This window comes from Siminovitchia sediminis (genome assembly GCF_042680885.1).
GTDB classification, from domain to species: domain Bacteria; phylum Bacillota; class Bacilli; order Bacillales; family Bacillaceae_C; genus Siminovitchia; species Siminovitchia sediminis.
Map to the genome: position 1 here is coordinate 1 of NZ_JBHUEO010000073.1, position 13,453 is coordinate 13,453.

The following is a 13,453-nucleotide window of genomic DNA, read 5'->3' on the forward strand; positions in this document are numbered from 1 at the left end:
TGATCAGTTGAGGCGTGAAAAAATGGAACTTGAATATGAGTTAGGGATAATTCCATTTTAGTGATTAAAGACATTCCCCCGGCAGGGGGAATGTCTTTAATCACTAAGTGGCTCACCCATGTCATAGGTGGCTCTATTTTATGTCACAAGTGGCTCAAAAAGATGGCAAAGCTGGCTCTATCCCATGGCAATATTCACATTCCTTCATTTGGTTTTTTTCATCATCACTTCCGTTTTAACACCGATGAAAAACACATGCGATGACACTTTTACAAAATCATATAGTTCGTAAAATATCTTGTGGTTTTGCACATAAAAAAGACCCTTCCCACAAAAGTGAAAAGAGCCTTTGACATGTTGATATATATTAACGTTTTGAGAAATATACTTTCTATTTATAAGGATACCCAGTCCTTATAAATCCTTTTATATCAATAACTTACCAACATATAAATGGATACAAAAGTATAAATCTGTATAAAAATTGATGTGATTTGAACCAACTTGAACCAAAGTTTTTTAGATGCTAGTTGAATACAATGATTATATTAAGGTTTTTATACTATATAATATTGTCCAACACGTTCCATATGTGAACAATAAGGACAAGTAAATAAATAATCATAAATAAATTCCATTAACACACCATTTTTTAATTCATATTCTTTCAAACATTCATCACAAGTAAATGATAAAACCTCGAATAAATCCGTATACGTTTTAGCATTAAATTCCTTTGAAAAAGTCAAATCATACTTCATATTTCTTACAAGACTATTGATTGTTTTGGTATCCTCATCTGCATTAAATATTTCTTCAAATAAAGCGATTGATACTTCTATCATAAAAGTCATTATATAGGTGATTTTATCATAATACGTTTTCCAATGTTCCTGCCATACTTTTTCATCAGCAAAAATAAAATTTAAATTCCCCACACTTGTTGGGTATCTTTTGTTAGCTGTAATTATATGTAAGGATTGATCCCATATACTGGATAATCCTTTTGAGGATGCTTTATTATATATCACATCAACTAAAAGATCTGTATCCATTGGAAATTCAATTTTTTGACCTGCTTTTCTAAAAATATCTTCCTTCATTTCAATGCCCATTCTTGATACATCGAAGTCTTGAGGTTTCTTATAAAGAATATTTGTAATTAATTCCTCAGAATCAACTAATAACCAACATAAATAAAACAAGTTGTCTTTTATTGGCTTTCTACTTATAGAATAAGCAACCGTTATTTTCCCTCTTTCCGAACAACTAAAAGATTCATGCATGTAATATATGAAGTCAGTTAAAATACTAAAGAATACATGTGCTTTTGTAGAGTCGTAAGCAACATTTTTATATCCATTCTCTATAAGCCAATCTAATGGACTCTCGATATCATCTGGTATAATTTTATTATTTTCTATCTCTATTTTTTTGGAAGACAAATCATATTCATCTGCTTTTATTAATATATCAGCAATTATATCATTAAAAAATAATAACAATTTATGTTTAGAAATAAAATCCTCAGGTAAATATGGAGAAATAAATGACTCTGCCAATCGTATTTTAACCTCCTATTTTCCACATAGCTATATTCTATATTTCCTCAACACTCAATCCTTTAAATTCTTTGCCAAGTGCTATTTCACCAATTTGTTTTATTGTGCTTCGTTCATCATTCATTGTATAGAATTTAACACCTTTTATTTTTACATCCTCTGTTTCGTCCTCAAAAATAATTTCAGCTTCATGTTCATTAATATAGGTAAGTAAATCTTCTTTCCATTGTTCTTCTTCGATATTTCTTCCTTTTGGTTCAATGAAAATTTGTACGAAGTAGTCTGCATTTTTTAGGTATAAGATAAAATCTGGTTGGAATCCTTCTAAATGTATCTCATCATGCCCATGACCAAATTGGTGGAGCTTTAACTTATGATTTTTTGCAGATTCTCTATGCATATTTTCATCCATTCGAATTAAATATACATCTTCATACTTTTCCTTTAATTCCGGGATACGCTCAGCTATCTTATCAATTAACTGTCTTTCAGTTAAGTTTATAATTGCCGAATCATATACAAAGTAATCTTCTTTAATTTCGTAACGTTGTACGTTCTGTGGATTCCCGTCAAGTACCATTTTAGAAGTATCATAATTTGGGACACGTTTACGATAATTTGAGATATATTCTTTAATAGGATAACCGATAAATTCACCCGTACCGCGTTTCTTGCTATAACCCGATTTAATTTGTTTTGCAATTTTCAGAAAGTACCTTTCCAATATATGCAGCTTTTCGTTCGGAGTTAAAGCATCACTTCCCATTGTACGAGGCACTGTTACATAAACCGTTCGATTGTAAATATTAAGCCAATTTTCCCCTAAGAATTCTTCTCTCGTTCTCAATAAGGGGATATATTTTTTCAAATTATTAAAGTGATAAAATGAGATACGGTTCATTACTTTAAATAAATATCGCTGGTCAAATACAACAGTGAGATTATACGCATTTGAATAATCTTCTCTAATTTCTCCATCTCTATATCCTAATTCTTGCATAGAGGAGATATATGGGATGACAATATCGCTTTTATTATCGACTCCATATTTGTCCAACGAACTGTAATAGTCATCACTAACTTCAATGGTTTTATTATAATAAACTTTCCCGTACTTCCAAACATTTGTCTTTTTGAATCCACTTTTAACTTTAACATCAAGTAAAGGATTCTTAGTATCTTTACCCGTTGGTAAATTCATTTCATTCAAGGAGTCTACAAGATTCTTAAGGTATTGTGGTTCATTGATCGTATGATAGTGTATTGTTTCTAGGATTAAACTTTCTACACTATCATCTTCGAACCTTCTCTGATACGACCGCTCTCCATTTAATAAAAACGGATTATACCTTGCACCTCGCCCAATTAATTGTGCTTCTGACATCGTTGTTGCTTTTGTACCTGAAACCTTTGGATCATCACTTAAACGAACGATGTCGTATAAATTAAGAACATCCCAACCCTCAGTTAGTTTAGCAACCGCGAAAACCACGCGATATAAATTTGTAGGGCTTTCTAAACTATTTAACGCTTCATAATGTCCTTTTTCTAAAATACCTGATTGACTGGTATCATTTGCATTAATAATTCGGCTAGGAGCAAACTCTCGTTTTATATCACGTACAATTTCAGATAGGTTTTCATGGTTTTCTCTATAGTACTGATTAGCTAAAGCTAAAGTTTCACTATCCTCATCTGTAACAATCTGTGCTTGTCTATTAAGAAATTCTTTCAACGAAGCCACGGTTAAAGTATCTATTAAATCATTAAATTTCTCGTTTGCTTCATTAGATGCATCTATTCGCTGTGATTTGAACATGACCACGGGCTTTATGTATGTTTTATGCTTTTCCAAAGCATATCTTCTTCGATATTCACTTAATAAAACAACATTAAGCATATTATCTATATCGGTATTACTTGATTGTATTCTTTTTACATTCTTTGAATATTTATCCTGAATAAACCGGTCTAATGTATAACGGTATAACACTTTATCCTTATATTTTTCATAAATATTTTTATTTTCAAGATCAATCGTTGCTGTAAATTCTAACAATCGATTATCCTCTCTAGCATTTAAAATTGTAGAAATTGCTTTTTCCCATGATTGTTCTGTTTCTTTTTCTGTTTTTGTTGATGCGGAAAAATGATGAGCTTCATCACCTAATATCACAACTTTATTTTTAGCATAATCTTCTTCGCCCATTGAATTCTCTTTTTGCGTGTAAATATCAGAAGCAACACTCTGAACAGTTGCTAGTTTTAAATAAATCGTGTTTTTACTTTGATTTTTTGGAAAGGAATTTATTTTTTGTATTTCAATTCTATTTCCTTCGATTTCTATTTTTTCTGTATATAAATATTTATCAGAAGATCTGTTAGTTAAGTTATCGATAGTCTTATTTAAAACACCATTGGTATTTACTAAAAATAAAAAGTTTTGATATCCATACTCGTGAAATAAATACAATATTAATCCTGCCATTAAATCAGTTTTCCCACTACCTGTTGCCATATTAAATAAGACATGGTTTATATTTCTATAACGAAATTCTTTACCGACTTGAGAGTAATGAAAAAATCTAAGTGCTGTACTTTGGTAATACCTAAATGTATGAATCAAATTTTCAGTAATATAATTTGGCGTGCTCCATGCTACTTCTTCATTAAATAAGCTTTCATCAAGTCCTTTTAATTCATCATATAAAGGTAAAGGTAATTGTTTACTTTTCTTTCTCTTAGACAATATTATTCACCTCTTCCTTCATAAAAACTTTTATTAAATGCATAATCATTATCAGAAATTAAATCACGGACATTGTCATCGTCGATCTCCGAGTAATTATAGTAAAGTTGATTTTTATCAATAATTTTGATTAAAGTTCGTTTCTGGTCGTCTAATGATAATTCATGTAAACTTTCTTTTACTTTCTCTAAATCAACTTTAAAATCAATCTCAGCTTCTTCTAGCATAAAATCCAATACCCTACGTAAATGACTTTGATCTTTTGCATCTCTAATAGTTTTTAAGAAACCACGATTTTTCTCCATTAATTCGGCATATACAAAAGTTCCTCCGCCTTCCCAATTCACACTTTTTGAAATCCCAGATTGGTCACCTTTCACGACTTCTTGTAAACGAAATACTGACATGTCTTGAATATAATCCATCTGTTCTATTCCTATATATTGTCGTTTCATTTTATGTGCAACAGCTTGTGTAGTTGCTGAACCCATAAAGAAATCAAGTACTATATCATTTTCGTTAGTATTACTTTCTAAAATTAATTTAATTAATTCTTCAGGTTTTTGTCCTGATGGGAAATTCACATTTCCTTCTTTATTAACATTATTCCAATTTATATGATCCCATATAGTACTAACTCTTTCCTTCTTATAAATTTTATTATTTTCTTTATAACACAACACATTCAACCAACTAACTAATCTCTTTTTACTACCAATAAAATATAAAGTAGTTAATTTACCTTTATTTCTACCACTTACTGGAACGTAATCAATTGAGATCAGTTCATCTTCGTTTCCTGTAACTTCTTGTACTCTTTGTCTTATTGAAGTTTGGGCATTTTCTGAAGTACAGATACGGTCTATATACTTTTCGTATACTTCTTCTTCAGTTAAATTCTCCTCTTTCATTAATTCGTTAATACTTTTTCTGACATAATTTTTATGAGTATAAACCAAAATGTCGTTATTTGAACCATCTTTAGTTTTAGTTAAATATTCTCTTTCTCCTAATTCAACAAATACTGTTGTGTATTTCCAACTAATGCCTTGCTTCTTATAATCATCGATTACTTTCATTAAAGGATAATTTATAGTAATATTGTTCATTCTAAAGACTTCTTTATCTTTTGCATACACTAATAAATATTCAGATGAATCAATAAAACTTTTCCCTAATGAACTTCCTGATACTCCTGCTGTTTTAGTTTTTAGAGTAATTAAATTTATAAAATTCCTCTCACCAAATATTTCATCACACAAAACCTTTGCATGGGCTATTTCATTATCATCTAATTGAATCCATATACAACCATTATTTGATAATAAGTTGCTCGCGATTTCTAATCTATTCTTCATAAACGTTAACCATGTCGAATGATTGAATTTGTCATTATACTTAAAGCTATCACTGCCAGTGTTATATGGTGGATCAATATAAATTAATTTTACTTTTCCAGCATATTTTTCTTTTAACGTATGTAGTGCAAGTAAGTTATTCCCTTTTATTATCAGATTATCATCTTCATTAAAATTATCAATTTCCTCAACACCATCTTGACTATATTTCTTTGCGTTTACTAATATTTTCTTATCTAATAAAACATCAATTTCTTCTTTTGCAATGACTTCATTTAAGAATACCTCATCTGGCTTTAAATCATCTTTATCCGTATCTTCTTTAGACATACTTGCTTTCAAAACAGTATCTTTGTATGGAAAATCTAACACGACATCCGTCGATTCATCAATGAATTTACCGTTTACTGTTAAACCGATTTTTTTCGAGAACTTTGTATAAGAGTCTTGCCAGTATTCATCCGCTTCGAATAATTCTATCAATTTATTTGTCTGTAAAACAATATTTCCTTCTATATCAATAGTAAAGTTTTCTTTAATTGTTTCGTTGTGAATGAATTCGCTTAACAAAGGTTTATCATACATATCTAAGTCTTGAATTACCTTACTTTTATTAACATTATCGTCAATAAAATATTTATCGCCAAATTTTTCTAATACGCTTCTAATTTCTCTGTTAATTTTTGTTTCCATACCCTTTCACTCCTTAAGGCATTTTATATATTAATGAATATTATTAAATTCAAGTATGTTGGTACCTTTTTTATCATATCTTCTCTGTAATATTCTATCATATAATGAACTTGCTCCAATAATCTTGAAGAAAAAAGGGAGTTATTCCTCCCTTTTAAATATAACCCCTTTCTTTTAAGCTAGTAAAACTGTTGTCACTATTTACTACCAAGTGATCGAGCACTTCGATACCTAGTAACTTCCCAGCCTCGACTAATCTCTTTGTAACGTTAATGTCTTCTATCGATGGTGTTATATCACCACTTGGATGCTGATGCGCTACAATGACACTTGCTGCGTTATTGAGGATTGCTGATTTAAACACCTCGCGTGGATGAACTAGTGAGGCATTCAATGAACCAACATGACAACGGTGAACTGCAACAACATTGTTTTTCGTATTTAAACACATAACAAAAAACACTTCTCGATCATCACGACCAATAAAGCGAGATGCTATTTTTGCTCCATCTTCTGGACTGCGAATAATGTAATTAACTCCTTCTTCTGCCTCTCGAATTACTTGCTCAATGCGTACAATCTCTAAAATGGTTTCCATCTAGATCAACCTCTCTATTATTTTTTGACCTTTTTGGTCACCACAGAGAGAATCTTCGCATCGATTAATGTCAAGTGGCGCAAGTAGCAAAGCTATCAAGTGATTCGTATATGTTTTGGGGAAGCCCAATGAATTAGGGTGCGTTAAAAGCGTTAATTGCTTTCTTACGCACCCTTATCCTACTTGGCTGACTCATAACATCCGAAGAACGAAGACCCTTTACTTAATCTTCTAATTCGTCTCTGCTTTACAGACGAATTAGAAGATTATAATTAGGGGGGCTGAAAAGGATGATTAATAGAGACATCTATTTTAAGGCCTATCGCTTTTAGTTTCCTTCAATAATTTCAGTATTTCATCTAACTTGTTATTTACTTTAAGTGTTTGATCCAAGTGATAAACCTCTTTTCTACTTAATGCTGAAGAGGATTCAGAAATATCGTTTTTTATATGATTGGCAATGTTATTTAATATATTTGCGTTCTCTTCAACACCTCGGTGTAGAGAAATATAATATTCCTTGGTATCTTCTAATTTTTTATTTTGATGTACCAATAATTTATTTTGTCCAACTAAAGCATTGCAATTTTGCATAATATCATCATTAACTATACTTAAAAGTTCTTCAACAATGATATTGATGTACTTTTGTTCAACTTTATAGTCTTTCAATGTTTTTTGGAATTTACCTTTAATCATGTCTTTCCATTCATTGTTTATAAAGAATTCAATAGGTTCCTCCTCGACTTGTTTATAAGAATCGCTTATTGCAAATGTTCGAAGTGCTTCAACAAATGCACGATTATACACTTTTCTTGGTCGCCCTTTACCTCCCAACTTCTCCTCTTTTACCATAGGCTTTCCAATTTGGGCAAACTCTTTATTAGTATTAACTTTAGCTGCATCTCTACGAAAAGATGATTCTGAATAATTTTTTCCGTCAAATGATAATTCCTCAATTGCCTCTTCCATAGTGAACCATTGATTCTTCAATTCTTTTATCTGTTCAGAATTTAATTCTTCCTCTTTAGTAAATATCCACATTTAAATTCACACCTCACAATAAATAACGCTATTATATCAGCCATTATAGCATTTTTCTTCATTAGTTATAGAAAATCAGATGCCTTACAATTGAATTAGAAAGTTAATTGCGCAATGCTTTCAAAAAGATATCGAGAGGATGAAAGTTTCAGATGAAGAAACTACGAGAGTTCAATCGCTTTGACTGTGAGGCATTTTTCAAAGACAAGGACGTACGAGTGATGTCACATGCGGACTGGCTTGAATATGATGCGGACGGAAAGAATCCTAAAGTCGTAGGCACTAAGTATAAAACAGTAATTGCAACCGACCGAACAGAATACAAAGGCGAGGATGTAGCACCTGACCTTAATGCAGGCGAGCAAGTTATTGTAAAGGTGCCTAAACCTCCAAAAGAGTATAAAAAGTTCAGTAAAATCACATTTGTGAATCCAACAGCTTCTGTGTATGGAACATTCATGAGTGAACTTTCCGTCAAAGCAGAAGATGTAGACATTATTCCACCAAAATAAAGAATGAAGGGCAATAAGTTCCCTTCCTATCAACAAATACATTATTATACCTGTGACCGCCCCTGACAAGGGGCGGAACCACGATAGTAGGATGTGGTTTGCATGAAGAAAACATATAGAATGCAACGTGGTTTTATTTCATTTTTATTCATTGGATTTTTTCTTATCTTATGGTTTTTCTTTTATAAACTGTATCCATTGATTGTTGAACAAATAACGATAATACAGCTTCCACAAATCGAATCAAAAATCTTCTTGATTCCTGTTGGTCTGATGGTATTTACTTTGTTTGTTAATTGGTCAATTCGCAATAAACTGTGGTTTGGTCTATTTTTTTCTCTGCATTATTACTTGATGACTAAGCGAATAAGAAGACATATTAAAGACGCGAGATTTGAAGATGAACGGGAGTTTGACAATCGTTTAGTTACTTTACCAAAAATCAAAATAACATTTGATGATAATCGAACAAGACAGTCTGGAAAAGTTTTTATTAATAATACAATAAAGTTCGACAAGAAACTTGAAGATATGCGGATTGATTCAGCTTTAAAAGGTTACGTAAGCGAGCGCAAGTACTTATCAAAAGATCGCGACTGGTATATCTACGAATTTTATTCAGTTGATTCACATAAACAACTAAAGATTAAATCAGCAAGTGACTTGATTGAATGGTCAAATAAGACAGCAGACGATTACGCCCTACGTCTAGATGAGCGTGCAACAGTACCGTTTCATCATATGGGTTTAGTCGGTCAAACAGGTAGTGGAAAATCGTTTTTTATTCAAATGCTAGTTGAACAAGTATTATCAAAAAAGGTCAGTCATGAGTTATTCATAATTGATCCAAAGCGCACTGACGTTTACCAAATGGCTAAACGTACCATTGGTGATGAGCGAACTGGCGATAAAACAAATGCGATTGAATTGATTAAGCAATTTCATGAGCGTATGAAAATACGACAAGATGAACTACAAGACTATTTCATATCAAATCGTAACAAAACGTATAGGGATGCTGGTTTACCAGCTTTAATTTTACTCATAGATGAATTCGGGGCATTAAGAGAGTCATGGAAGACTTTAGCGAAAAAAGAACGTGATGAAGTCGATAGCATACTATCTGATGTTGCTTTCATGGGTCGTCAATTAGGGTGTATTCTGTGGGTCGCTACACAACAAATGAACGCACAGACGATGCCAACAGCGATTAGAGAACAGCTCGTTTTGAAGATTGCTTTAGGTGATAGTGATGAGCAAACCTATAGAACTCTGTTTTCTTCTGGTGTAGATATACCGCCAGTTCAATTTACTGCTGGTCAAGGGATTTACAGTTTTCCAGGGCTAGCAAGTGCAGACAAGCCACGGTTGTTGACCGTTCCATACTGTAGCTTTTTGAATTGAAGCACCTAGCTTTTCCTAAGGAGCGACGGCACAAAGAGTGGAAGGGGACCCGCCGTTCAGGCGGGGAAGGTTCCGCTCCGTGCTTTACACCTTTAGGAGAGCTGGGGTGCAGGTAATCACCCCAGCTCCAGTCAGGAGCAAAACCCACACCAAAGCCTATTCTTATAGGCTTATACACCAAGAAAACTTTACCTAAAGTATTCTTAGCAAAAGGAGTGAATAGAACATGATTAAACCAGATATTGACCAATTTACACTCGTATTACAAGCTACAGGCGTGTTTGACTTTGATGAATGGCGTGACTGGGTAGCAAAAAGTCTAATAAGTACTTTCTTGATTAAATCTAAGATGCATAAGCTATTTGACAACTTCGGTGAAGCTGACGTTAAGCTACCAGAAGGCTACACAATAGGTTACTCATTCATCAATGCACCTTTTTATTTCTGTATCGCTTATCATGAAGCATTTACGAAAATGGGTGTGATTGTCAAATATAGTGCATACGCATGGCATGAATATCGGAAGCGATTTGAAGAAGAATTCAATGAACCTATTCATTTACACACCTTTTTAAAAATGATTGATTCGGATGAATATAGTTTAAGACTTTCAAGAATTGATATCTGTTGTGACTTTATTAATGAAAATATTAACATTGCTAAATTGAAACGCTCAATAGAAGAAGGAAGGACTGAAATACGCTATGGGAAGTACTAATAAAAGTTATCTACAAAAAGTTATTGAAGATAACAAAAACAAGCCATATAAAAGAAACAACTCAAAAGTATCCGACGTATCTAAAGACTTTCAGGCACAAACATTGTATATCGGGGCAAAAAGCAGAAATACAAAAGTGCATTTACGCATTTATGACAAAAAAGAGGAACAACTATCATGAAGCACATGCGACATATCGCCAAAGAAGTGGATGACTGGACACGTGTTGAAGCAGAGTTTTCTGGCGATTATGCCCATCAATTAACAGATGCAATCAAAAAATGTAGTACAGATGAACAGCTTAAAAATGTAATTATTAGTGCTCTACTTGATCGCTATATGCTCTTTTATGTTAATTCTAATCGACCTCATAAGATAACTAGATTAATGCTTGAACTATTAGATGAGAAGGACTTTCACTTTGAGTCACCATCTCCACGAAACAATTTGTTACAACAATCAATAGACCATCTAATTAAGGGGTCTGGGCTACTCCCCACATTGTGGAAAGTTCAACAAATATGGGGAGGTAATACAGCAAAAGAATTAATAGATTATTTATATAAACAGTACTATGAAGAATTCGAACCCAATGATGACCATATATCTTGGTTAAATAAATATAAGACACTTTACCAATTAGAAGGTAAACCGTGGGAAGGATGATAGTTAAATGAGTTTTCCGAAATTAAAAGAACATATACAACACATTGTAGAAATAGTAGATTTTTTCCGGGACGGTAAAGGAACGATTAATAAAACGGATAATCATTCTGATTACCAAAATAGCAACTATACACCAGAAGATATTTTAGGACAAATCAAATATGATGCTGAACAAGCACTAAAAGAACTAAATAAATTTTAAAAATAAATCTCAGCATAAAGGAGATGATGCCACATGAGCACAAACATGGCTACAAAGGATTATCCATATCTTTTAACAAGGGAACAAGCATCAGATTTTTTAGGTATAGACCCAAAGTCTTTTGATAAATATATTCGGCCACATGAAGAGCTAGATCGTTTCATGATTGGTAAGCGCGAACGCTACACAATGAAGTCTTTAATACACTTTATCGAAAAACACTCCGTTTAAAATGTGACAGTTGATAAGATGTTAGTTTCAGAATACAATACAGATGTATTCAACTAGCATCTATCAACTTTATTTTTGAAAGGAATTGATAGTATGGCTAGTATTGTAAAAAGAGGAAAATCATATAGAGCTCAAGTCTCTTTATACAAACATGGAAAACATAAAAAACTTACTAAAACTTTTCCAACAAAAAAGGAAGCTAAACTTTGGGCTTTAGAAATGGAATTAGCGAAAGGAGAAGGTAAAGAACTCGCTCACAGAACAACAACATTTGCAGATTTCTTCGAGAACTGGATATATCTTGTAAAGATTAATGATGTTAAGGAAACAACATTTCAAAATTATGTTCGTACTTTAGGGGTTATTAGAAACTTATTTCAAGATATCCAATTAAAAGATTTAAATGATATTGTTGTTCAGAAGAAGATTGATGAGTATGCCAAGACACATTCTCGAAAAACAACACATGAGGTTCTTCTTAAAATTAAAACATCTTTACGTGATGCATATGCTCGTGGCTATATTGCAAATGATTTTGCTCGTTTAGTAAAAACACGTGGAGAGAATCCACCTAAACGTAATAAAGCATTATCTATCACCGATTTTAGAAAACTTCGTAATTACGTTTTACAGCATCCAGAAGACGAATTTAACTTGCTTGTATTACTTGCATTAGAAACGGGGATGCGACGTGGAGAACTGTTAGCAATACGCCCAGAGAGTCTTTATGAATACGGAATAAGGGTTAGACATTCGATCAGTCCTACTTCTGATGATACTTCATTAAAAACACAAAATGCAAAACGTGATGTTTCTATTAACAAAGAGGTATATGAACTCATTCGTAAAATTCCTGTTAAAGAGAACGGTTATATTTTCAGCTTTGGCGGTTTTAAACAGTCGGAACAATTAGCAGAGTTATTGAAGAAGTTAAACATTGAAAAAACAACATTTCACGGTTTGAGAGATACTCATGCATCATTTCTATTTTCTCAAGACATAGATATTGCATATGTATCTAAACGATTAGGACACATAAACATACAAACTACACAAAATTATTATCTGGAATTAATGCCAGAAAAAAAGCACCAGCAAGATGCCGATGCTTTAAATCTGTTAAGTGCTTTATAAGGGTTCAAGCTGATTTGAACCAACTTGAACCAAAAAAGCTCTGCAAACATTGATATACCAATGTTTCTATTAACGTTTTGAGAACTGTGGTGCACGACGAGCAGACTTAAGACCGTATTTCTTACGCTCTTTTGTGCTACTTAGAGATATTTTTATATCAGCTTCGATGGATTGCCGTCATAGCAAAGGAATCTGATCGTTTACGAAAAGGCATTTCGATGATTTCCTATAAAATTATATGCTTTTTCCAGTCACTGTCCAGTCACGGACCCTCGATTCCAGTCACAAAAGATTATATGTAAAGCAAAAGAACATCCTTTGTTTCAGGGGGATGTTCTTTTTAGTCCTCATCATCCAATAATTCATTTAGCAGCTTTGATTTAGCCATTTCTCTTTCTTCACGGGTTTTTCTTAATGTTTCTTCCTCCCATTCCAAATAGGCTTCCCATTCTGCTTTCATTTTTTCTTGCTTTTCGATTTCCCATTCTTCCCTTGTCCGGAATGGAACAACCTTTCCCACTTGAAACACCTTCTTCCAACTCCAAAAACTGTTCTATAAATTACATTTTATTATAAGGCATT

General features: G+C 32.6%; 14 protein-coding genes. 7 read left to right on the plus strand and 7 right to left on the minus strand.

Annotation, left to right across the window (positions count from 1 at the left end; genetic code table 11):
• Positions 1 to 557: 557 nt before the first annotated feature.
• The 5 genes from ACFSCZ_RS16715 to ACFSCZ_RS16735 form a co-directional block, all read right to left on the minus strand.
• Positions 558 to 1,562 carry a hypothetical protein gene (locus ACFSCZ_RS16715; RefSeq protein ID WP_380775556.1) on the minus strand — a complete coding sequence of 335 codons (1,005 nt, stop codon included), beginning with the start codon at positions 1,560 to 1,562 and terminating at the stop codon, positions 558 to 560.
• Positions 1,563 to 1,599: 37 nt separating this feature from the next.
• Positions 1,600 to 4,311 (minus strand): DEAD/DEAH box helicase family protein, encoded by a 2,712-nt coding sequence (locus ACFSCZ_RS16720; RefSeq protein WP_380775558.1) that lies wholly within the window; start codon positions 4,309 to 4,311, stop codon positions 1,600 to 1,602.
• A gap of 2 nt (positions 4,312 to 4,313) precedes the next feature.
• Complete coding sequence (locus ACFSCZ_RS16725; protein ID WP_380775560.1) at positions 4,314 to 6,362, minus strand: DNA methyltransferase; 2,049 nt, start codon at positions 6,360 to 6,362, stop codon at positions 4,314 to 4,316.
• Between the two features lie 154 nt (positions 6,363 to 6,516).
• Positions 6,517 to 6,960 (minus strand): RadC family protein, encoded by a 444-nt coding sequence (gene radC / locus ACFSCZ_RS16730; RefSeq protein WP_380775562.1) that lies wholly within the window; start codon positions 6,958 to 6,960, stop codon positions 6,517 to 6,519.
• 312 nt (positions 6,961 to 7,272) lie between these two features.
• Positions 7,273 to 8,004, minus strand: a complete 732-nt coding sequence (locus ACFSCZ_RS16735) for a hypothetical protein (protein WP_380775564.1) — start codon at positions 8,002 to 8,004, stop codon at positions 7,273 to 7,275.
• Positions 8,005 to 8,156: 152 nt separating this feature from the next.
• Between ACFSCZ_RS16735 and ACFSCZ_RS16740 the strand changes: the two genes are divergently transcribed.
• The 7 genes from ACFSCZ_RS16740 (at position 8,157) to ACFSCZ_RS16770 (ending at position 12,871) form a co-directional block, all read left to right on the plus strand.
• Complete coding sequence (locus ACFSCZ_RS16740; RefSeq protein ID WP_145523543.1) at positions 8,157 to 8,516, plus strand: hypothetical protein; 360 nt, start codon at positions 8,157 to 8,159, stop codon at positions 8,514 to 8,516.
• Positions 8,517 to 8,618: 102 nt separating this feature from the next.
• Positions 8,619 to 9,920: a helicase HerA domain-containing protein gene (locus ACFSCZ_RS16745; RefSeq protein WP_380775567.1), complete on the plus strand. Its 1,302-nt coding sequence runs from the start codon at positions 8,619 to 8,621 to the stop codon at positions 9,918 to 9,920.
• Between the two features lie 226 nt (positions 9,921 to 10,146).
• Positions 10,147 to 10,638: a hypothetical protein gene (locus ACFSCZ_RS16750; protein ID WP_145523541.1), complete on the plus strand. Its 492-nt coding sequence runs from the start codon at positions 10,147 to 10,149 to the stop codon at positions 10,636 to 10,638.
• 177 nt (positions 10,639 to 10,815) lie between these two features.
• The gene (locus ACFSCZ_RS16755) at positions 10,816 to 11,304 is read left to right on the plus strand and encodes a hypothetical protein (RefSeq protein WP_145523540.1); all 489 of its coding nucleotides are present in this window, start codon (positions 10,816 to 10,818) and stop codon (positions 11,302 to 11,304) included.
• A 7-nt stretch (positions 11,305 to 11,311) separates the two neighbouring features.
• Positions 11,312 to 11,506, plus strand: coding sequence for a hypothetical protein (locus tag ACFSCZ_RS16760; protein ID WP_028273282.1), 195 nt, complete (start codon positions 11,312 to 11,314; stop codon positions 11,504 to 11,506).
• Positions 11,507 to 11,539: 33 nt separating this feature from the next.
• Entirely contained in the window at positions 11,540 to 11,737 is a 198-nt protein-coding gene (locus ACFSCZ_RS16765; protein ID WP_028273283.1) for a MerR family transcriptional regulator, read from the plus strand.
• 93 nt (positions 11,738 to 11,830) lie between these two features.
• A complete protein-coding gene (locus tag ACFSCZ_RS16770) occupies positions 11,831 to 12,871 on the plus strand; it encodes a site-specific integrase (protein WP_039234490.1) in 1,041 nt (346 codons plus the stop codon).
• A gap of 69 nt (positions 12,872 to 12,940) precedes the next feature.
• Here the strand turns inward: ACFSCZ_RS16770 and rpsI are convergent, their stop codons facing one another.
• Both rpsI and ACFSCZ_RS16780 read right to left on the minus strand, forming a co-directional pair.
• Entirely contained in the window at positions 12,941 to 13,039 is a 99-nt protein-coding gene (rpsI, locus tag ACFSCZ_RS16775; protein ID WP_380775584.1) for a 30S ribosomal protein S9, read from the minus strand.
• Between the two features lie 172 nt (positions 13,040 to 13,211).
• The gene (locus tag ACFSCZ_RS16780; protein WP_041847455.1) at positions 13,212 to 13,391 is read right to left on the minus strand and encodes a hypothetical protein; all 180 of its coding nucleotides are present in this window, start codon (positions 13,389 to 13,391) and stop codon (positions 13,212 to 13,214) included.
• Between the last annotated feature and the right edge of the window lie 62 nt (positions 13,392 to 13,453).

Bases quoted from the DNA above. Each gene is read 5' to 3' on its own strand.
- ACFSCZ_RS16725 (WP_380775560.1), bottom strand. From the start codon at position 6,362: ATGGAAACAAAAATTAACAGAGAAATTAGAAGCGTATTAGAAAAATTT.
- radC (WP_380775562.1), bottom strand. From the start codon at position 6,960: ATGGAAACCATTTTAGAGATTGTACGCATTGAGCAAGTAATTCGAGAG.
- ACFSCZ_RS16735 (WP_380775564.1), bottom strand. From the start codon at position 8,004: ATGTGGATATTTACTAAAGAGGAAGAATTAAATTCTGAACAGATAAAA.
- ACFSCZ_RS16740 (WP_145523543.1), top strand. From the start codon at position 8,157: ATGAAGAAACTACGAGAGTTCAATCGCTTTGACTGTGAGGCATTTTTC.
- ACFSCZ_RS16745 (WP_380775567.1), top strand. From the start codon at position 8,619: ATGAAGAAAACATATAGAATGCAACGTGGTTTTATTTCATTTTTATTC.
- ACFSCZ_RS16750 (WP_145523541.1), top strand. From the start codon at position 10,147: ATGATTAAACCAGATATTGACCAATTTACACTCGTATTACAAGCTACA.
- ACFSCZ_RS16755 (WP_145523540.1), top strand. From the start codon at position 10,816: ATGAAGCACATGCGACATATCGCCAAAGAAGTGGATGACTGGACACGT.
- ACFSCZ_RS16760 (WP_028273282.1), top strand. From the start codon at position 11,312: ATGAGTTTTCCGAAATTAAAAGAACATATACAACACATTGTAGAAATA.
- ACFSCZ_RS16765 (WP_028273283.1), top strand. From the start codon at position 11,540: ATGAGCACAAACATGGCTACAAAGGATTATCCATATCTTTTAACAAGG.
- ACFSCZ_RS16770 (WP_039234490.1), top strand. From the start codon at position 11,831: ATGGCTAGTATTGTAAAAAGAGGAAAATCATATAGAGCTCAAGTCTCT.